We start from the raw sequence: 19,803 nt of genomic DNA on the forward strand, positions 1-19,803 counted from the left end.
ACGGCTGGCACAACGTTAACCGGCGAGGTATTTGATAATCATGCTCTCGACGAGCTGTTGGTCATTGTCTGAAAAGCCGAGTAACTGGCGCTCCGGATACTGCACGGCGGGGCTACTGCGCCCCGGCTTATCCTTAAGCCCTGACTGGTGAACACGCGCAATGCGTTGCACCTTCCCGGTAAACTCCACCGCCGCCGAACTGTCATCGCCGCTGGCTTTCATGTACCGACTTGTACGCAGCTTTGCGAACATCTCACGTTTGACGCGGCCTTTTTTGCCCTTAATCGGCTGACGTTTTCTCGGCGTGTACGCTGAGCCATCCGGCGCCGTCTGCGATTTGATGCGCTGCTGTTGTCGCTGGCGCATCTCCTTAGCAATATCAGCCGTCAACCGGCGACGGCCAGCCGGTGACAGTGACGCGATTAATGCCTCCAGACGCTTTTCAAACGGTGTCAGGTCACTCATCCCACTTACTCACCAGTTCGCCATTGATATAAAGCTCCATTGGACGGGTGACAGGTTCGGGCGGCGCTGGTTCCGGGATGTTTTCTACGTGTAGCGCGCTCTCAACCTGTTTAACAATGGTGCGCTCGGTCAGCAACAGACTGATGCTGACATCGAAGCTGTTATCCATATTGATATCCGCATACCACGTAAAGCCTTTTTTGCGACCTTCCTCAGACGTCATGATGTCGGGCTGATGCTCGCGCAGCCATGCCAGCACCGGCACGAGCAACAAATCAAAATCACCTGTGAAATCCGTTACCACCACGTTGAGTGTGTACTGCTTTTCAAAGGACAGTGAAGCGGCCAGCGTGGAATTGATTTTCCCGTTATCGATAAACAGGCGTAGCGTTTCCGGGTTTTTGCTCAGCACCGGCACCGATTCGGTCAGGGCTTTGCGCAGGCTGTCGGGTTTCAGCATTGAGTTCGTCCTGGCATTGTTTGACGGTTTCAACCTGTAGCGCGCAGCTCTCTAACGCGCGCTCAAGGTTGCGGATATCGGCGCTTAAGTCACCGTTGGTTTTCGGGTCGCTTCCCGGCATCGGGCAAAGGCTGACTCTCGGGCACCCGTTGTAGACAATCACCGGCTGAGGCGCAGGCGTTTCGGACGTGCAGCCGACGCACAGCATCAGGCAGGTCAGCGCTATACCAGCGACGAAAGACTTCATTTTCATTAAGTAACCTCGTAACAGTTTGTTCCCGCAACGCTTCACGCTCTCTGGCCGCGTTCAGCTTCTCTCGCAGCTGAACCTGCGCCATTTCGTTTTTATCTGCCCTGGCATTCGAGACGCTGAGCTGATTTTTCAGCATGCCGATGGTTCTCTTTTGCGTACTGGCGACGTCGTTTGCCTTGTCAAAAGATGACTTCAGATTGCCGTTTTCATGCCGCATCCACAGCAATCCCAGTACGGCGAGCACCAGTAACACCACCAGTGTCTTCATACCGCCACCCCGCCAGCGCTGCGCCAGACCGTCACCAGTTTTTCAAGGCTGTGCTCATGCTGGCCATAACCGGCACCGGGCAGAGACGCCCAGATATTGCGGCAGCGGGAAATCGCACGTTCGATTCGCCCCTGTCGTAAGTCTTCCAGCGCGCCACGCTCACGAATCAGCTGTATAGCGAGCTTATCCTGAGACAGTGGGCTGAAATCAGGCAAATCGAGCTGTTGCTGATAGTGCGGCCAGTACAGATAGAGTTGCTGGTATCGCCCGGATGCCGTGGATTTCTCGCCGCGTCGGTTGAACACCTTTGCCGGGCGACCCTGCGCAAAGGGATGATCACGGTAATCCGTGAAGACCTCTGGCTTGCCATCCATCCCGGTGACAATGACGTCATAGCCGCGATTTTTGGTCAGCGGGTGCGTGGCCGTTCCTTCGGCATAAGCCAGCATGTCGAGGAATGCCGCGATATTCTGGTGAGTATTAATGACCGGCATCGTTGCCCCCTTTGAGCGATTTAATTTTTCGCTGGATAGCGATTTCAACCACCTGATAACCGGCAATACCGAGCATCGAGCCAATCCCACATACCGCCGTAAGCGGCATATCAGGGAATTGCACCAGCACCACCCCCGCCACCATCGATACAAAACCTCCGAGCAACATGCGCCCGATAAAAAGGCGAGGCGTGACGGGCTCACCACCCGCTAACACTTTGCCCACCACTATCATCACGCCGATCACGAACAGTGACAGGACGCCTTTTTCACCTTCAGTCATTTCTCACTCCCACAGATTGATAGTTTCAGCGACGGGGGAAGACTGCACGTCAGGCAGCTCGACGGCGGTTCCATGCGGCAGAATCGCGCCCAGCTCCGCAAGCCCCGGATTCGCATTGAGCACCGTCTCAACAGCCCCCTCAGTGCGCCCGTAATACCGGGCGCAAATGGCGTCAAGGGTGTCTCCCTGAAGTGCGCGAATCAGCATCAGATTTGCCCCACGATACAGCGCGACTTGCTCTGAATGCTGGCGACAGCCCAGCGCATATCCCGCCACATTTCATCGATAGTGCTGTCGATGCTGTCGGCTTTTTTGTCACCTTTGGCGCTGGCATCCACGCCCCTGTAACGCTCGTAAAGCGTTGCGGCCGTCATCGAGCAAACGGCGTTGAAGTAGTGGAAGACCCGCACGCTTTCGCCGTCGAGCTTATCGGTCGGCACGTCTTCCAGACGCTGATAGCCGGTGTCCTGCTGGTACTCGCGCCACGCGCTCAGCTCGGCGTTGGTTTCGGCCATGGCGGTCTTAATCGCGCGGCGCAGGCGAACCGCCGAAACGGTTTGTTCAAGGCGCATTTCATCCCGCACCCGCTTCGGATCGATGTCAGGGAAAAACGGTGTGTTCTGGATGATTTGCTCTTCTTCTGGCACAGGCGGAATAACCAGCTGCTCACGCTGTTGCGCCGGGGTATTTATTACAAGTGTCGTCATGACAACCTCGGGTAATAGGTGGGCGGTGGACGCCGGTCGCAGTCAGGGCAATCAATACCCGCATTGACCGGCGTGCCGCCCGGCTCGGGGAGCGTTCGGTTAACCTGCGGCTTTTGCCGCTTTAGGTGGACGTCCGCGCCGCGCCGCTGGCTTAGCGGCTACTTTGCGCGTGCGTGTTTTAGTCTGTTTTGGCGTGGTCCCGGGCTTTGGTTGCAGCGCCCGAGTAAGTTGCTCGATATCCTTGCGCACCCCGATAGCCCCCTCAAGCTGAATGGCGCGTTGCAGATGGGTCAGCGCGTCAGCCTGACGCCCCGCATCGCGCAGCACATAGCCGGTAATCTTGTGCAGCTTCGCGCGCACGATATCCGGCATATCTGCTTTCTCTGTCAGGTCGATGGTATCGAGGAGCCAAGTCAGTGTTACCGGCTGGTTTGCGGCTCTTTGTCGATGGGCGGACAGTGCTACTTCCTCAGCCAGCACATAGGCCGCGTGCCGTTTCCCTGTCGGCATGGTCAGGCCGTACTGCATGGCATAACGGGCAATTTCCAGTGCGCCGGGGATATCGTCTGCATCGAGTCGCCAGATCATGACGGTCATGACGATATCGTCCTGCGCCCCCTTGCCGCCGTTCAGGACGCCGTTCACCCACGGCGAATAGAACGGCAGGATCTCGCGTTTTTTATCGGCTTTACGCTCTTTTGAATGGATCGCTGATAGCGTCCGACGGTCTGCGGCCAGCTTAACCAGCATCTGCTCGTAAGCATTTGCATTGCGCAGCGGGGCAGCATCCCGCCGCGCATTTTCAGTGGCCGAGACCCGCATCATGTGACGTGCTGCGGGGCTCATCATGGCTTACTCTCCGTCGGTCTGCTGGGAAGGCACTCCAGCGCTTTCTGTTTTGGCAGTCGCGGCGAATTTACCCAGGGTGATATTTTCAATCAGGCAACCGGCGGCGTACGCTTCAACTACGTAATCGATATTCATTGATTCGTAGTTCTCGATGCGGTCTTTTTTCGGCTCCTCAATGATGGCGCGGCGGTGCGCGTCATCCATGAAGTAAATCGACAGGTTATCGAGACGCGTCACCATCAGCGCATTAGCCGGGAAATACGGCACGCGCACGGCTGGCAGGTTGCCGATTCGCTTCTGACTGATAATGATGTCTGCTGCCAGTGACTCGCTGTTGTCCTGCGACTTATTGACGATTGGGAAATATTTATCAGCCAGCAGTTTGCGACCGGTGATAACCACGAGCTCCGGGTCATCCTGATAAATCTCGTCAATCAGGTTGGTTGTTGCATCCATCACCAGCGCATCAAGGTTTTCGTAATCACCCTTTTCACCCACGCGGATCACTTCCGAAACGACGTTGCCATCATCATCGGTCACTTTTGACATAACGCGTTTTGGCGCGTCGCTGCGGTATTTCTGCAGCCAGCCCACCGCGACATCCTGCAACATCGGGTTTTGCTTACGGTTGGATGTTTCAGCACGTTCAACCCCGTTGAAACCAGCCATGATGAAATCGAGCGACTGGCGCTTGATAATCGCGTCACGAATACGGGTCTGGAAGTCCTGGAATCGCGCCCACAGATCGAGCTGCTTGTAGCGGATATGGAAATCAAAGTTAATCTGTGCGCACTCGTATTTATTGGACTCCAGCGCGGTAAAGTCGGCGGTTTTACGTTCGTCATCGCCTGCGGTATCGGCGGTGCTGGCAATGGTGCCGTTTACACCCACGCCGACCTTCTCGCCCTTCAGTTCGTCGACCGGCACGATGTTGATTTTGGTCAGAAACGCGGAGGACATCTGCAGGGTGTTCATCAGAGTCTGCGTGACCGACGGCTCGACGGTGAATTTCTTCGCCACGTCGTCGGTAGAAACGCCGTTCAGCTCCGCGACGCGGCTCAGGTAGGCATTGAATTTAAAGCGGGTATCTTTACGCATTGTTATTCCTTGTATTCACAAAATGGCTATGCCCGGACGCCACGCGCCCGGCGCGTTATCAGCAGTTAGTCAGCAGCTCATCGCCGGTGCCGCCCTTCGATTTCTCGCGGCGCGGCTGGCTCAGGCTTTCGGTGTTATCAAGGGAGCTTTTCAGGGAGCTAAACGCCTGCGCGTTTTCTTCAGCCTTGCTGGTGACGTCCTTTTTGAGCTGTGCAAAAGCGGTCTCCAGCTCGGTGACGCGTTTGTCGGTTTCGGTGAGGTTGGTTTGCACCTGCTCGGTGACGGTCATCACCGCTTCATGCACATCGTTGAAACGCGCGTCGTCGGTGGCCTGCTTACGGCTGAAAATCGCTTTTACCGCGTCGGTCAGGCTGCTGAGCATGGTGTCGGGAACGTCTTCAAATTCCAGCGTCGCCAGAGAGGCAACAGAGAAAACGTCATCCGGGTGAGCTTTTTTACCGGCCAGCGGATTCTTTTTGGCGCGGCCACAGAATTCCAGATACTCAGTGCCGAGGCTTGCCGGGTCGTCGGTCACGGCCAGCCCAACGAGATAGCACTTGCCGCTGTTAGCGAAGTTCGGGCGGATCTCCATCGAGGTGTAAACCTTCTGACCGGCCTCAACCATGCTGACCAGCTCAGGAAGCGGCGCAAGCTTGCCATACAGCGCTTTTTTGCCATTCAGGGCAGAATCATCACTGATAATTTCAGCTTTGAGCGCCGTTACATCACCATAACGTTTGAGAACGCTGTCGGGCAAAATGCCGCGCAGGTGCTCAAGGTTGATACGGCAACCGTAGACGCGCGGGTCGAACGTGTCGGCCATATCCTGAATATCATCGCCGCCGATGACACGGCCATCGCAGGTGTCGCCCTCGACGCCGATGCGAAACCATTTAGTAACTTTCTTTGCCATTGTTCAGTGTCCTGATGTTGGGTTGTTCGGTTCGGGTGTAGTTTCCCGACTCCGACCCACATCAGCCACCGGTTGCAGAAGTGCAATCCCTGACACAACAGTCGCTTAGCGATTAAGCTGCGCCATTTCCTTAGCCTTGCCTCGTAACAGTGGAAACGAGGCACCTATGACCATTTCAACAGACCTTTCACTTTTGAATGACCCGCGACGACAGGCGCGTCTGCTTTACTGGCAGGGGTTCGCCGTGCCGCAAATATGCGACATGCTCGGCCTTAAACGCCCGACGGTGCAGAGCTGGAAACAGCGTGATGGATGGGAGGAAACCGCGCCGATTAATCGCGTTGAATCGACGTTAGAGGCGCGGCTGATTCAGCTTTATGCCAAGACAGATCTGACACCGCATGATTTTAAGGTTGCCGACTTTTTGTCGCGCCAGATGGAGCGCCTTGCTCGGGTGAACCGTTACAACCAGACCGGAAACGAGGTGGATTTAAACCCCAGTATCGCCAGCCGTAACAAGGGGAATCGCAAAAAGCCGAAACGCAACTATTTCAGCGAGGAGGCAATAGAGAAGCTGGAAGAGATTTTCCTCGACCAGTCCTTTGAGTATCAGCTCAACTGGCACAAGGCCGGGCTTGAGCACCGTATCCGCCACATCCTCAAGTCGCGTCAGATTGGCGCAACGTTTTATTTTGCTCGCGAGTCGCTGCTGCGCGCCCTGAAGACAGGCCAGAACCAGATTTTTCTTTCGGCCAGTAAAACGCAGGCTTACGTATTTCGCAAATACATCATCGCCTTTGCGCGTCTTGTTGATGTCGACCTTTCAGGCGATCCGATTGTCATCGGCAACAACGGGGCAGAGCTGATTTTTCTCGGTACCAATTCCAACACGGCGCAGAGTCACAACGGCGATTTGTATGTCGATGAAATTTTCTGGATACCCAATTTCCAGCGGCTGCGCAAAGTGGCTTCGGGCATGGCCTCGCAGTCACACCTGCGCACAACCTATTTTTCGACGCCCTCTACGCTTGCGCACGGTGCGTATCCGTTCTGGTCGGGTGAACTATTTAACCGGGGGCGCAGCAGTGCGGCCGAACGGGTCGACATCGATATCAGCCATCAGGCGCTCGCCGGTGGCATGTTATGTGCCGATGGCCAGTGGCGGCAAATCGTCACGATTGAGGACGCGCTCGCAGGTGGCTGCACCCTGTTTAATCTTGACCAGTTGAGGCAGGAAAACAGCGCAGACGATTTCCGCAACCTCTTCATGTGCGAATTTGTCGACGACAAGGCGTCAGTATTCCCGTTCGAGGAGCTGCAGCGCTGCATGGTCGATGCGATGGAAGAATGGGAAGATTTCGAGCCGTTCGCCGATCGTCCGTTCAACTGGCGCCCGGTCTGGATTGGATACGACCCTTCACATACAGGAGACAGTGCAGGCTGCGCGGTACTGGCTCCGCCAGTTATTGCCGGTGGCAAGTTCCGCATCCTTGAGCGTCATCAGTGGAAAGGCATGGACTTTGCCGCGCAGGCCGAGGCCATCCGGTCACTCACAGAAAAATACACCGTTGACTATATCGGCATCGATGCGACCGGTATCGGCCAGGGTGTTTACCAGCTCGTGCGCTCATTCTTCCCGGCCGCGCGCGCCATCCGTTACACACCGGAAATGAAAACCGCAATGGTGCTGAAAGCGAAAGACACCATTCGCCGCGGCTGTCTGGAATATGACGCCGGTGCGACCGACATCACTCAATCATTTATGGCTATCCGCAAAACCATGACCAGCAGCGGCAGGAGCTCGACTTATGAGGCCAGCCGCAGTGAAGAGGCCAGCCACGCGGATATAGCCTGGGCAACCATGCACGCACTGTTAAACGAACCGCTTTCAGCCGGTAGCGGAATGCAGTCTCATTCAATTCTGGATATTAATTAAAATGAAAAAAAGAAAAAACAAAGCAGCCAGTAAACCCGCCGGTTTGACCGCCGCCGCTCCGCAAAAAATGCAGGCTTTCACATTTGGTGAGCCCTCGCCGGTACTCGATCGCCGCGATATCCTGGACTATGTCGAATGCGTGCATAATGGCCGCTGGTACGAGCCGCCGGTCAACTTCTCCGGTCTGGCGAAAAGCCTACGCGCCGCCGTGCACCACAGCTCACCAATTTACGTTAAACGTAACATCATTGTCAGCACCTACATTCCACATCCGTTGCTTTCACGTCAGGACTTCAGCCGTCTTGTGCTTGATTATCTTGTGTTTGCAAATGGCTACCTTGAAAAGCGCATGAGCGTCACCGGTCAATTGCTCAAGCTGGAAACCAGCCCGGCCAAATATACCCGCCGTGGCGTGGAAGAGGGTGTTTACTGGTATGTACCTAGCTTTAACACGCCGCACGAGTTTGCACCCGGATCCGTTTGCCACCTGCTAGAGCCTGACATCAATCAGGAGCTTTACGGCATGCCGGAATACCTGAGCGCACTCAATTCCGCCTGGCTGAATGAGTCCGCCACCCTGTTTCGTCGCAAGTATTACCAGAACGGAGCGCATGCGGGTTACATCATGTATGTGACTGATCCGGCACAAAGCAGCACGGACGTTGATGCGCTGCGCTCGGCCATGCGTGATTCAAAAGGACTCGGCAACTTCAAAAATCTGTTTTTCTACGCACCCAATGGCAAGCCTGACGGCATCAAGATTGTGCCTTTGAGTGAAGTCGCGACGAAAGATGATTTTTTTAATATTAAAAAGGTGAGCGCCGCTGACCTGCTTGATGCACATCGCGTGCCGTTCCAGCTTATGGGGGGCAAGCCTGAAAATATCGCATCGCTCGGGGATGTTGAGAAGGTGGCAAAGGTGTTTGTTCGCAACGAATTATCACCACTGCAGGAACGCTTTAAAGAGATTAATGACTGGCTGGGAATGGAGGTGATCCGTTTTAAAGACTACAGCATCGAATCCGAAGCTGAATAACCCGCCCAAAATTGCCGCCTCCGGGCGGCATCTTTATACGCGCAACCACAGCCTCACAGAGACACGCAATACTCACCACTTCACATAGCAACACTCTAAACGAAACAGTGGCGCCACGACGCGTATAGGCGCGTAAAAAATAAATTAATTTACGCCGTCAGCGCGCAATGCTCTCCCCGCCACGCCTGCCCGCTTAAGGGGTCGCTTTTCATGCGGGTGCATTTGGAGCGCAGGCCTCGCCAGTCCTGGAACTGGTTAGAAAATCCTTTCATATAAAATGAATGCAAACTAATGCACCTAAGCCGTGCGCTAACAATTTCTCATCTTGATGAGCTTAACTATCCGGTATGTTCTTTCATTATGGGGTGCTAATATTGTGGAAATTTGTCTTCTTCGGAGAAAGATATGACTTCCCCGCAAAACTACACCTTCAAGCCTCTAGATTCATTGATTTTAGACCCATTGAATCCGCGTCTGCCAGAGGCTGTTGCAAGAACACCTCAATCAATGCTGGACTACATTGCTCGTAGTACTTCGATTGAAGACCTGATGAATGCCATCGCTGAAAACGATTTTTTTGCAGGTGAACCTTTGATCGTAATGCCTGAAGTTAATCGAAGCGGTTCTGAAACAGGCAAATATATAGTAATTGAAGGCAACAGACGCCTCACGGCTTTAAAGTTAATCCAAGACCCAACTCAATGTACAAAACCTACATTGAAGATGATGGATATCGCTCAAAATGCCGAACATAAGCCTACAAACATACCTGTAATAATTGAACAAAACCGAATGGATGTGCTTCCATATCTTGGCTTTCGACATATTACAGGTGTTAAACAATGGGAACCATTGGCTAAGGCCAGATACATGGAGCAAATATTCCATTTAACTGATCCTGCATTATCGCCCAATGACAAATACATTGAAGTTGCAAGAACCATAGGCAGCAGAAAAGATCATATAAAGAGAAATTTAGATGCCCTAGCTGTTTTTAAGTTAATCGATGAAAATGGATATTTTGATATCCCTGATTTAGATGAAGAAAGTATAAAATTTGCAGTATTATCTACTGCCTTAGCTGATGAGCGAATTGGAGGGTTTGTAGGTGTATCCTCTCAATCATCTGGTGCACCTGTTTCTAATGACCCAATTGTCAATCAAAGTGTTTTGAACTACGAGCATGTTAGAGAACTTACAAAATGGCTGTATGAAAAAGACAGCAAAGGCAGAACAAAAGTAGGCGAATCTAGGAATATCAAGGATCTCGCTGCTGTTATAACAAATGATAGTGCGTTAACTCATTTTCGAAATGGTGCATCTTTAAAACTTGCTTATGAGATGACGGGTAAGACTGCCGAAGACTTCATGGAACTGATGCTCAATGCTGAAAACAGCTTGCGTGAAGCGGCTGGCTTGGTTGCGACAGTGCAATACGAAGCTAACGCTGTTGAATCGGCAAAACGTATGAATGCCCATATCAAACTCATTCACTCTGCATTAATGGGTAAGCTGAATGACATCGATGATCTCGTTTAATATAGGTGAACTGCAAGTTGGCACTCCTCATTTGATGGCTGATTTAGCAGAACTATTACTTTTACTCGACTTTAACGGTCGAAAAACTATCCATCGTAATGAGCTGTTATCAATCATTTCGCAAGAGGCCAAAAGTGTTGAGACTATCGATGCAGACCTCTTAGACGAAGCAAGGGAACATGATGCCGAAAGCCATGATAGTCTCGAGCGCAAAATAGATTTTATATGGAGTCAATTGGAGTTTAGAGAGTCCACCCTCGGTGACGCTTATCCTTACATTGTTGATGGTGATGAACTAATCATGCTGGATACATTGACTGATATGCAGAAGATATACTGTTTTCTTACATGTTGTTCAAGATTACGCTCTTTTAGTGCATTCAGTCATCTCGGAAGTATTAATCAAATCTGGGCAAAATACTTTACTTTTCTTTGTAAGGAAGCCGCAAAAGCTTTAGCTCCAGCAGGTAAACGTACTTCTGTAAGAATATTCGATGTTGGGTCACCTGATAGAGCAATATATTACGGAAGTGACTTGAGATTAGCCCTGACTACCCTAGGTAGGGATCTTGGGGTCATCAGTAAAAATGATGCAAATTGTAATCAAACAAGTTCAGGTGATGGTGGCTTTGACATTATTGTTGATTATGGATTTGATGATTGCCTTACCTCCAATTACGGCATTTTGGGTCAATGTGGTGCACAAGAAACCGAGTGGCCAACTAAGACATTGGAATCTCACTCTTATAATCTTAGGCATTATTTTCATACTAACTATGATTTGCCTGCAGTAATGTTTACACCTGTGTTTTATAAACAATCTAATGGACGTTGGGTCAATGAGCGTCATACAAATGCCGTACTGTTATTAGACAGACAAAGGATTTTGAATCTCATATTAGACATGTCATTAGAAAAAAGCATTACGCATTCTCCTTGGTTTATAAAATATGAGATATCCTTATCTCAAATGCACTATTCGATATATTAGTCCCAAATATCCGGTAATGACTTTGCAACCGCCTCAAATAAAGGAGGCGGTACTGCATTTCCGACCACTGTATACTTCATATTCATCGAAGCTCGTTCAGTTTCAGGGAAAACCATATCTCCAAAACCTTGCAAGCGAGCAGCTTCACGAAAGCTAAATCTACGAGCAGGGGAATTGGATGTGAAATGCCATTTATCAGGCCCGAGCTTTTCAAGGACGGGGCTAATCGGATGTAATGGCATATGCCTTGGATTGGCTACTATCGTTTTAGATATCTGATCCCAATCCTGCCGACGGTTACGGGATAAATAATACCAGTGAAAATCAGCGTCATAGAACTCACCAGTAGGCCACTCGGGCATAGACCCAATCGCATCTCTAATTGTAGTTAGCTCTTTTAATCCCATACCATGGGTTGCCAGAGGGAACGTGTAATCAGTTCCAAATTGCTCATGAATTCCTACGATGAAAATTCGTTTTCGATCTTGGGCTACCCCAAAATGCGAGGCATTCAGGATTTGCGATTTGACATTGTAACCAGCCTCTTTAAAGACCTTAAATTGATCCTGAAGAAGATGTTCAAAGTTACTACGAACCATTCCAGAAACGTTTTCAACTATAAAAGCTTTAGGCTTAATTGCTCTTAATGCCCTGGCAAACTCTAAATATAGTGTATTAATTTTTCTATCTGCTTTTCTCACTCCCCCCTGGCTAAATCCTTGGCAAGGATAACACCCAACCAAAAGATCCGCAGAAGGAAACGCCTCGATAGTCGAGACATCACCCAACACGTAGTTAGTTTCCGGATGGTTAGCCAAATAAACATCACGGGCATAAGGCAAGATGTCATTAGCCATGAGCACGTCGAAACCTGCCCTCACGACACCTGCATCAGAACCACCACATCCAGAAAAAAGCGAAACGACTGTTGGCATTGACCCCTCCTAAAACCGACCGCGTATTATAACGAAAGCTCTCTTAGAAAAAAGCGAGATTTCATTCAGGACTAATGATCGCATTTTTGCGGGCACATGGCCATAGATTTGATTTAGTAGAAACATATATGTCATTCAATAACTTACATAAAATATCACACTAAAAAGTAACTGTTTTGAAGATATTTATAAGTGGACTTGCCGACTCGAAAATCCCGTTTCGATCGGCAGCATTTACTCTTTAGTGCCAGCTCTCGTCTTCCCAAACTTCCTTGATGATTCCGTCCAAGCGTTCCCGGTCTGAGTCGCTCGGGAAGCCCTTAATCTCAACCCCAGTCATTGAGCCTTTCTTGACCCTAACTTGAGATAAAGGAAATGTGTTTTTAACTCTGCGATTAAGCTCACTTTCGAAGGCCTCAACCATCTGCTGACCCATATTTTGTGTTTTATCCAACGTGATGTGTATTCTCACTTCATTTTCTCTTTTTAATCGTTGTTTACACGGTCTGGCCGAGACAACCACAGAATAAGATTCTCTCTTCAGCAAGTTCTCATGTGCCAGTTCAGCAATTAAATTCAATGCAATTTCACGATCTCTTTCCTGACAAACACCCTCTGTTGTCAGACGTGCTATCAATTCCACCCTTTCAAGCATGACATGCTTGCTCAGCTCTCTATCCACGCGCCCTCCTATTCGAGATACTGTATAAATAAACAGTATCATATTAGGATAAAAAGAGGGAAGCAAAAAATTTGATGGCTACAGCAACGTATGTGCATGAAATGAAGACGATTTAGTTAAGCACTAAACTTAATGCCTGACGCCAGCCGCGCTACTCTGCCAAGTATCTTTTTAGCTTTATATTCATGTGAAGGCGCAGCCCTGAAGACCTCTCCGCTAGATGAACCACTAAACCATTTCTCGTTAAAACGGCTCTTTCCACCGGCCATCAAATGCAGAGCTTCTCCCCTGCTTATGCTGATGCCGGTATTCATTTGAACTTTATAAATAGTCTTGGCTATCGCTTCGCTTTGCTCTTCCGTTCCGTACACAAAATCGCGACGTCTACCCAGTTTTTTAACCCGTAGCCGGTTCGTCAGCTCTCGTTTTTCTCGTCGGCTAAGCGGTTTCGATAAATCCAGCTCAGGGGGATCGCTTTCGCTCCCCGTACAGTTATTGACAGAACTCCGAGAGGGCGCAGTCGCGCCCTTAACGTCAACGGCCAAATCAAGGGCACGCTTCGGCACAATCTTCCACTCGGTCAGGCGAGTTAGAATAGGCGAACCAGCACCAATTGACGTGTCATAAACTCCCCGGACACAGAGAACCTCCTCGCCGTATTGATTAAACTCGGCACGAGGCTCACGCAATGTGCGCACTTGTAAATCATCACGACGGACGAACGGCCCACCCTGAGCATTCACATACTCATTCCAGTGACCATAATGCGCAGCGTCATGCACTTCAGCAAATTCAACACTTAAAGCGCGGGCTGCTTCAGGATCTGCCATTTTGCGTAGCTCGCGGTAAATCGTTACTGGAGCTCCACCGATAAACTGAAACTGACGTATATGCCATCGAGCCGCCCACGCAGAAACGGCAGGCGCTGAATCTTTAAGACGCTCCCCGCTTTCATCGTCGATTTCATCATCGAGTGCATACCCATCAATATTTTTTGATATGTATTTAGCAACGTACCCTGTAGCGCTCCCTTTATCGGGATCGATGGCTTCAGCATGGAATCGTGCTTTTTTAGCTTTATCACTTTTAAGTTCGTGACCGTCTTCCTGCCACGCATAATCACGAATAATGAGGCGAACTCGCTCGACATCCTCAGGCAGCATAAACATCAGCATATGCCAGTGAGGGGTTCCATCATGATGAGGTTCGGCAACGCGGATACCAAAAATGCGAATTTCTTCACGGTGCAGCTTAGCGCGGATACGAGACCAAATATTGGTTAGATAGTTTTGAGTCTCAGAAGGATTAGCGCCCTTCCACTTGGTGTTGCGGTATCCCGCTTTGGTAGTTGCGTGAAACTTAGATGGTGCCGTGATTGTGTAAAACTCACCGACATAGCCAAGCTCATTGCAAATGTCTTCAAAACCTCGAATGCGGTTCATCAACTCGCAGCGGCGAATTGCAGGATTAGCGACCGAGCCGTCATATTTTTCAATCAGACTAATTCGGTTTCCTTCTTCATCTTCGAGCTCAAGCCCTTTGAGAAATTCACGTGTCCGGCGCCTTTGCTCGCGCCAGTCGGTTACACAGCTTTTGCTCGCGTAAGCATGCTTTTTCTTACTGACATTCCCAACAGCAATTTGAAGATGTTCGCGCCATGCAGACGCAACGCGCCGCAAACGGCTGCGCCACCACGTTTCAGTAAACATGCGAATCACAGCGGGTGCGGCGTCTTCTTGGCTGAAAAACTTAGTCGTCATTCGCTCCCAGTGAGGAGGGATGACGTTAAATTGTTGGGAGATAATTCCGGCGTGCATATACCAGGTATAAAGCGTTTTAAGCTCACCGAAACCGGCATCATCGATATTTGCCAGCTCTGCGCGGATGAAATTAGCGATGTCTGCGGCCAGCAGGTCAATATCCGCGCGTGACATATCCGGGAGCCGGTTATATCTGGCTATCAAATTCACCATACGTGATGCCAGATATTGCATTAGCTCAGTATCAAAATGTCCGCCAAAGACAGCATTTGAAACATTAGTTTTGATGCCGGTGCATTCATATTTTTTTGCGACCAGTTCAAGGCGCGGCAATGCCTTTTTGCAAAAGCTGATTAAAAAGTCATTGGCTCGCTGACTGCCCTGCGCTTGCTCCAGTACCGTTGCTGTGCGGTTAACTTCGAATCGCACGCATTCTGGCTGATGCGCCAGCGCTTTACGCGCATGCAGCAAAGCCGCGAACTTACGATCGCGGCGATACAGTTGCTCATAGGTAATATATGGGCTGGCTATTGCCGACCGTGGAGCATTCCACGGGTATGCAAATGTATATTTCGTCATGCGATAGCCAACTCAAGCTGAAGCGGAGCCAACCCTTTTGATAGCCAGCTTTCAATTGATGGAGGGGATACGGCCTCAATAGTATTTTTCAGAATGGCGCAACGGCGTTTGAGAATGACGGCTTTAAGTTCATCTTCAGAAAGGTTTTTCGCATAATCGGCTACGCGAATTGCTTTTGTGAGCTCCGGGTATTTGACTTCGAATTTCGGCACATTACAGGCAAGGTTTGTGCTATCGGCAGTCGCCAAAGGATAGTTACCCAAAACCCTACCATCGAGCATGCGTAGCCCGTGCACCTGCGTTGAGAAACTATGTTTGCCGTAAATGGTTTCAAACGCTTCTGACATCCTGCGATGCCAGAGCTGGGTTCTGATAGTTGCGTACTCACCTGACGACCCAAAGCACACACGTGGCCACTCCCGGCAAAGCTCAACCAGACGGTGCAATGATTCATGCAGATGCCAGACTGGCGCAGCTTTGTCCTTGAAACAGCGTGGTAACTTGGCGATAAGGGCGTCATTGTCAGCTTCGCCACCTTCAACCACATCAGGAATAACAAAAAATGACAGCTTGGGATGGTGATAATAAGGAATCAGCCATTGATAGAATTGCTGCCAGTCAATAACAAGGCCGCGTTTCCACGCTGAAAAAGCTCCATTATCTATAGCAACAGAGAGGGCGTATTTAATTGATGCAGCTAATTGGTCAGGACGTGCATACGATACAAATGCGCCAGCACCGGTGACCGCAATACGGTGAACGTTGCCGGCATCACCCCATACAGGTGTTCCGTGGTAATGAGTAACGTCTGCCACGCCCTTAACCATATGTTATTTCCCTATCCCAGCATGAAAGGCTGACTCACATAACATCCCCAACCGCTCAATTTCTGAGGAAATGTCTTTCAGAGTTTGAAGCTCCGAGTTATGGATGTAGTGATGTGCCAGACCGGAAATAAGCTGATTGATTTTCGGGTAATAGCCGATTGTGGCGAGCCATTCCTCGCCAGCTTTTTTACCTGCTTTGACAACCTTCTTTTCATTCAGGATGAATTGAAACTGATCGCTGGTGATAACCCATTTGTCACCAATTTCGATGCGAATGCTCATTAGTGCAGCTCTATTGATTCGTTTTCAAAACGAGCGGCTTCCCCGCGCAGGAGTTCAGCCACTTCAAAGCATGTCATTCGCTTGTTAGTGATATGTACAGCAAGAGCCTCAAGGCGAATGGAAACAGCAGCGGCGCGTGCTTTACGCTCTTCCTTTTTGGCGATATCAATAACGGTCATCAGTGGATCGCTTTCGGCCAAAAACACGTTTGTAATTTCTTTCTGCATGATACTTCTCCTGATTTCGGGCAAAAAAATGCCCGGCGGGTTTACGCCATTTAATTACTTGGGTTAATTAGCTATAACCGATAACGCGGACTGGTTTTTCTTTCAGTTGGGTGACCATTTCTGCCTGTAAATTCAGGCGAAACTCTTTGCAGCACTCCCAGTTAGGATCAACACGGAAAATTGCACCGTCACGGGTTTTTATTTCAAAACCCTCTTCCATATTTGGAATAACAGCGCCGAGGATAATTCTCAATTCATCACGAGACATGGTTCACTCCTTTCAGAATAGAACGAGCAATACGAATAATTAAAAAAACTGGTTTTGTGGCTTTTTTACTGGTCAGCCCTTTTAACAATTCGGACTGATCGCGGCTCGGGTGCCAGCGCTTGCCATCTTTTCCCATAATCCATCCATGACCGCAGTGCATGGCCGGGCTTTGCTTAACGAGCAGGGATGCGAAAGACGGTTCATTTTTCAACATACCCACCTCACATGAGCCCGAAAGAAGAACCGAGGCCGCTAACGGTATCAACCGCGCTGGCCATTGCGGGGCTACCTTGTAGCCTGGCCTGTAGTGCTAGGGCAGTAAGTGACAGCATGCGAATGCCAGCGTTTACGCTCTCAATCATGTTGCTTTTACGAGACGGGGTAAGACGCTCTGTCGATACCGCACCGCTCGCCAGCTCGCCCAGTTCACCCATGGCACGCATGACATAAGTTTGCAGCTTCTCTTTCGCCAGCTCGTTAACTGGCACACACGGTAGACAATGAATCTGAGCGAGAAAGCCATCGACTAAGGTCGAGTCTTCGGTCAGGTCTGTAAGCGTCCAAATTTCAAGAGGGGTCAACTGGTGCGGTTGCTCCGGGTTGAGTTTGTTACGTAACGTTTGAACGTTCATGACCGCACGCTCGGCCAGCTTCGCCATGTTGTGACGCTGCGCGAAAGTGCGACACGCTTCGTCATAGTGGGAATGTTTGGAAACCTGAAAATCAAACATGCAGCATCCTTAGAATTCACATAATGTGAATTACGCGCCAATAACGAGCTGAAAACGGGAATGACCCAACGCCTTACGTAGCTGCTCTTCTTTAAAGCGCGCGTAGTAGATGCGGACCATACCGCTTGCACGCTTACGGCCAGGCTTGATGACGCGCGGCTCGATTGGTAAGCAAGGATTATCGCCAGTAGTCCAACGACGAACGGTAGCAATAGACACTCGCTCTAAAGCTGCAAACTCATGAGGGGATACGATCTCACTTGGAATTTTCACAATTGTAATTTCAGAAGCCATATTGCATGATTCCCAGTTTATAAATAATTGTCATTGATGCTCTTCGATTGTCAGCGATTGTCATCAATGCGCCACTTACAATCCGCATACTAATGCCAATCTTAGTATCGCGCAACATATGGATGCTAATTTTAATGTTGGATACCAACTTCGATAACACAGAATTGCTTAACAGGATTTGTGAGGTTTATGGATTCACGCAGAAATTGCAGCTAGCCAATCACTTCAAAATTGCGCCCAGTTCCTTGCAGAACCGCTACACGCGAGGCAACTTGTCATATGATTTTGCTGTGCATTGCGCACTGGAAACAGGGGTAAGCCTGCGCTGGCTTTTCACTGGACGAGGCCCACAGTATGAAGGTAATCCTTCGCCTACAGACCCAAAAACAATCACCTCATTCATTTTAAGTGACGGAATTCTTTCCGATGATTCCACATTGAGCATTGACGCCAATTTTTTCAGCAAGCAGATGTCGAATGGCATTGCGGTCCGCGCTGATAGGAATCTGTTTTTTGTAGAGAAAGACTCGGCCTTAACCGATGGAACGTGGCTTGTTGATATCGAGGGTTCTACGAGTATTCGTGAATTAACGGTTTTACCTGGCAGAAGGCTGCATGTTGCAGGTGGAAAAGTGCCTTTCGAATGCGGCGTAGATGAAATTAAAACATTAGGTCGCGTAGTGGGTGTGTACAGCGAGGTTAACTGATGACCGTACGGAAAAATCCCTCGGGCGGCTGGCTTTGCGAGCTTTACCCAAACGGGGCTAACGGCAAGCGTATAAGAAAAAAATTCGCCACTAAGGGAGAGGCGCTGGCTTATGAGCAACACACTGTACAGAATCCGTGGAATGAAGCACAAGAAGACAGGCGCACATTAAAAGAGCTGATTGATTCATGGTATAGAGCTCACGGCATAACCCTCAAAGATGGCCTCAAGCGTCAGCTTGCTATGCACCATGCTTTCGATTGTATGGGAGAACCTCTTGCACGTGATTTCGACGCACAAATGTTTTCACGTTACCGGGAGAAACGCTTAAAAGGCGATTACGCTCGCTCCAATAGGGTGAAGGTAGTTTCCCCCCGCACACTTAATCTTGAGCTTGCCTATTTTCGAGCTGTATTCAATGAGCTAAACCGTCTCGGGGAATGGAAAGGGGAAAACCCATTAAAAAATATGCGCCCTTTCCGTACCGAAGAAATGGAAATGGCCTGGCTAAACCAAGAGCAGATCGCACTACTGCTTTCTGAATGCAAACGCCATGACAACCAAGACTTAGAAGCGGTGGTGAAAATTTGCCTAGTTACCGGCGCTCGCTGGGGTGAGTCTGAAGGGCTAAAAAAGACACAACTATCTAAATGTAAAATCACCTTCACAAAAACTAAGGGCAAAAAAAACCGAACCGTACCGATAAGCCGAGAGCTTTATGACTCATTGGTCGAAGCTAAGAAAAACGTGAAGGGGCAGCTTTTCAGTGAATGTTATGGCGCATTCCGTTCTGCTCTGGAAAGGACCGGAATTGAGTTACCTGCTGGACAGCTTACCCATGTCTTACGGCATACCTTCGCGAGTCACTTTATGATGAATGGTGGTAATATTTTGGTCTTACAGCGCGTACTCGGCCATACAGACATCAAAATGACGATGCGCTATGCCCACTTTGCACCCAGCCATTTAGAAGATGCAGTTAAACTGAACCCACTGGCGGCAAGTGGCGATAAAATGGCGATGGAAATGAGTAACACTGATAATCATTGATAGTTTTTGATAATCTAAACGTCTGTTTTTAAACGCAAACTATTGATTTTCGGTTGTTCCGCTAAGAACTCATAATCGCTTGGTCGCTGGTTCAAGTCCAGCAGGGGCCACCAAATCTTAGCTTTAAAATCATATAATTAAGCCACTCAATTGAGTGGCTTTTTTGTTGC

The 19,803-nt window shown here is 49.7% G+C and carries 27 protein-coding genes; 6 read left to right on the forward strand and 21 right to left on the reverse strand.

Features of this window, described 5'->3' with window-relative positions; genetic code table 11:
- Positions 1 to 15: 15 nt before the first annotated feature.
- From WFN75_RS17015 to WFN75_RS17065, 11 genes are all read right to left on the reverse strand, one after another.
- A complete protein-coding gene (locus tag WFN75_RS17015; protein WP_336996553.1) occupies positions 16 to 465 on the reverse strand; it encodes a phage virion morphogenesis protein in 450 nt (149 codons plus the stop codon).
- Positions 458 to 925 carry a phage tail protein gene (locus WFN75_RS17020; RefSeq protein ID WP_336996554.1) on the reverse strand — a complete coding sequence of 156 codons (468 nt, stop codon included), beginning with the start codon at positions 923 to 925 and terminating at the stop codon, positions 458 to 460. The genes WFN75_RS17015 and WFN75_RS17020 overlap by 8 nt, the downstream gene beginning before the upstream one ends.
- Positions 834 to 1,133 (reverse strand): Rz1-like lysis system protein LysC, encoded by a 300-nt coding sequence (lysC, locus tag WFN75_RS17025; RefSeq protein ID WP_336996555.1) that lies wholly within the window; start codon positions 1,131 to 1,133, stop codon positions 834 to 836. The genes WFN75_RS17020 and lysC overlap by 92 nt, the downstream gene beginning before the upstream one ends.
- Positions 1,015 to 1,446, reverse strand: a complete 432-nt coding sequence (lysB, locus tag WFN75_RS17030; RefSeq protein ID WP_336996556.1) for an Rz-like lysis system protein LysB — start codon at positions 1,444 to 1,446, stop codon at positions 1,015 to 1,017. Before lysB ends, lysC begins: the two co-directional genes overlap by 119 nt.
- Positions 1,443 to 1,940: a glycoside hydrolase family 24 protein gene (locus WFN75_RS17035; protein WP_336996557.1), complete on the reverse strand. Its 498-nt coding sequence runs from the start codon at positions 1,938 to 1,940 to the stop codon at positions 1,443 to 1,445. Before WFN75_RS17035 ends, lysB begins: the two co-directional genes overlap by 4 nt.
- Complete coding sequence (locus tag WFN75_RS17040) at positions 1,927 to 2,223, reverse strand: phage holin family protein (protein WP_058688163.1); 297 nt, start codon at positions 2,221 to 2,223, stop codon at positions 1,927 to 1,929. The genes WFN75_RS17035 and WFN75_RS17040 overlap by 14 nt, the downstream gene beginning before the upstream one ends.
- Positions 2,224 to 2,226: 3 nt before the next feature.
- Positions 2,227 to 2,430 carry a tail protein X gene (locus WFN75_RS17045; protein ID WP_336996558.1) on the reverse strand — a complete coding sequence of 68 codons (204 nt, stop codon included), beginning with the start codon at positions 2,428 to 2,430 and terminating at the stop codon, positions 2,227 to 2,229.
- A complete protein-coding gene (locus WFN75_RS17050) occupies positions 2,430 to 2,930 on the reverse strand; it encodes a head completion/stabilization protein (protein WP_336996559.1) in 501 nt (166 codons plus the stop codon). Before WFN75_RS17050 ends, WFN75_RS17045 begins: the two co-directional genes overlap by 1 nt.
- Before the next feature lie 99 nt (positions 2,931 to 3,029).
- Entirely contained in the window at positions 3,030 to 3,779 is a 750-nt protein-coding gene (locus tag WFN75_RS17055) for a phage terminase small subunit (RefSeq protein WP_336996560.1), read from the reverse strand.
- 3 nt (positions 3,780 to 3,782) lie between these two features.
- The gene (locus WFN75_RS17060) at positions 3,783 to 4,877 is read right to left on the reverse strand and encodes a phage major capsid protein, P2 family (protein WP_336996561.1); all 1,095 of its coding nucleotides are present in this window, start codon (positions 4,875 to 4,877) and stop codon (positions 3,783 to 3,785) included.
- A 58-nt stretch (positions 4,878 to 4,935) separates the two neighbouring features.
- Positions 4,936 to 5,790 (reverse strand): GPO family capsid scaffolding protein, encoded by an 855-nt coding sequence (locus WFN75_RS17065; protein WP_336996562.1) that lies wholly within the window; start codon positions 5,788 to 5,790, stop codon positions 4,936 to 4,938.
- Positions 5,791 to 5,956: 166 nt separating this feature from the next.
- Here WFN75_RS17065 and WFN75_RS17070 point away from each other — a divergent pair, with 166 nt between their 5' ends.
- The 4 genes from WFN75_RS17070 to WFN75_RS17085 all read left to right on the forward strand — a co-directional run bounded on the left by WFN75_RS17070 (position 5,957) and on the right by WFN75_RS17085 (position 11,292).
- A complete protein-coding gene (locus WFN75_RS17070) occupies positions 5,957 to 7,726 on the forward strand; it encodes a terminase ATPase subunit family protein (RefSeq protein ID WP_336996563.1) in 1,770 nt (589 codons plus the stop codon).
- Position 7,727: 1 nt separating this feature from the next.
- Positions 7,728 to 8,762, forward strand: coding sequence for a phage portal protein (locus tag WFN75_RS17075; RefSeq protein ID WP_336996564.1), 1,035 nt, complete (start codon positions 7,728 to 7,730; stop codon positions 8,760 to 8,762).
- A gap of 405 nt (positions 8,763 to 9,167) precedes the next feature.
- Positions 9,168 to 10,301, forward strand: a complete 1,134-nt coding sequence (locus WFN75_RS17080) for a ParB N-terminal domain-containing protein (protein WP_336996565.1) — start codon at positions 9,168 to 9,170, stop codon at positions 10,299 to 10,301.
- On the forward strand, positions 10,279 to 11,292 hold the full coding sequence (locus tag WFN75_RS17085; protein ID WP_336996566.1) for a hypothetical protein: 1,014 nt from the start codon (positions 10,279 to 10,281) through the stop codon (positions 11,290 to 11,292). The genes WFN75_RS17080 and WFN75_RS17085 overlap by 23 nt, the downstream gene beginning before the upstream one ends.
- On the opposite strand, the gene WFN75_RS17090 is transcribed toward WFN75_RS17085, so the two are convergent.
- The 10 genes from WFN75_RS17090 to WFN75_RS17135 form a co-directional block, all read right to left on the reverse strand.
- Positions 11,289 to 12,227, reverse strand: coding sequence for a DNA cytosine methyltransferase (locus tag WFN75_RS17090; protein WP_336996567.1), 939 nt, complete (start codon positions 12,225 to 12,227; stop codon positions 11,289 to 11,291). The genes WFN75_RS17085 and WFN75_RS17090 overlap by 4 nt on opposite strands.
- Positions 12,228 to 12,468: 241 nt before the next feature.
- Positions 12,469 to 12,909 (reverse strand): DinI-like family protein, encoded by a 441-nt coding sequence (locus WFN75_RS17095; protein WP_336996568.1) that lies wholly within the window; start codon positions 12,907 to 12,909, stop codon positions 12,469 to 12,471.
- 116 nt (positions 12,910 to 13,025) lie between these two features.
- Positions 13,026 to 15,248, reverse strand: a complete 2,223-nt coding sequence (locus WFN75_RS17100) for a replication endonuclease (protein WP_336996569.1) — start codon at positions 15,246 to 15,248, stop codon at positions 13,026 to 13,028.
- Positions 15,245 to 16,075, reverse strand: a complete 831-nt coding sequence (locus tag WFN75_RS17105) for a hypothetical protein (protein ID WP_336996570.1) — start codon at positions 16,073 to 16,075, stop codon at positions 15,245 to 15,247. The genes WFN75_RS17100 and WFN75_RS17105 overlap by 4 nt, the downstream gene beginning before the upstream one ends.
- A 3-nt stretch (positions 16,076 to 16,078) precedes the next feature.
- Positions 16,079 to 16,357, reverse strand: coding sequence for a DUF5405 family protein (locus tag WFN75_RS17110; protein WP_336996571.1), 279 nt, complete (start codon positions 16,355 to 16,357; stop codon positions 16,079 to 16,081).
- Positions 16,357 to 16,584 (reverse strand): DUF2732 family protein, encoded by a 228-nt coding sequence (locus tag WFN75_RS17115; protein WP_442913314.1) that lies wholly within the window; start codon positions 16,582 to 16,584, stop codon positions 16,357 to 16,359. The genes WFN75_RS17110 and WFN75_RS17115 overlap by 1 nt, the downstream gene beginning before the upstream one ends.
- Before the next feature lie 67 nt (positions 16,585 to 16,651).
- Positions 16,652 to 16,852, reverse strand: a complete 201-nt coding sequence (locus tag WFN75_RS17120; RefSeq protein WP_336996572.1) for a hypothetical protein — start codon at positions 16,850 to 16,852, stop codon at positions 16,652 to 16,654.
- The gene (locus WFN75_RS17125; RefSeq protein ID WP_336996573.1) at positions 16,842 to 17,066 is read right to left on the reverse strand and encodes a phage filamentation protein Fil family protein; all 225 of its coding nucleotides are present in this window, start codon (positions 17,064 to 17,066) and stop codon (positions 16,842 to 16,844) included. The genes WFN75_RS17120 and WFN75_RS17125 overlap by 11 nt, the downstream gene beginning before the upstream one ends.
- A gap of 7 nt (positions 17,067 to 17,073) precedes the next feature.
- On the reverse strand, positions 17,074 to 17,583 hold the full coding sequence (locus WFN75_RS17130; protein WP_336996574.1) for a phage regulatory CII family protein: 510 nt from the start codon (positions 17,581 to 17,583) through the stop codon (positions 17,074 to 17,076).
- A 30-nt stretch (positions 17,584 to 17,613) separates the two neighbouring features.
- A complete protein-coding gene (locus WFN75_RS17135) occupies positions 17,614 to 17,877 on the reverse strand; it encodes a hypothetical protein (protein WP_144883292.1) in 264 nt (87 codons plus the stop codon).
- Positions 17,878 to 18,011: 134 nt separating this feature from the next.
- Between WFN75_RS17135 and WFN75_RS17140 the strand changes: the two genes are divergently transcribed.
- Positions 18,012 to 18,584 carry a phage repressor protein CI gene (locus WFN75_RS17140; protein WP_336996575.1) on the forward strand — a complete coding sequence of 191 codons (573 nt, stop codon included), beginning with the start codon at positions 18,012 to 18,014 and terminating at the stop codon, positions 18,582 to 18,584.
- Positions 18,584 to 19,633, forward strand: a complete 1,050-nt coding sequence (locus WFN75_RS17145; RefSeq protein WP_336996576.1) for a phage integrase — start codon at positions 18,584 to 18,586, stop codon at positions 19,631 to 19,633. Before WFN75_RS17140 ends, WFN75_RS17145 begins: the two co-directional genes overlap by 1 nt.
- Positions 19,634 to 19,803: the final 170 nt, after the last annotated feature.

The sequence above is a fragment of the Leclercia sp. UBA7405 genome, from assembly GCF_037152215.1.
Lineage (GTDB): Bacteria > Pseudomonadota > Gammaproteobacteria > Enterobacterales > Enterobacteriaceae > Enterobacter > Enterobacter pneumoniae.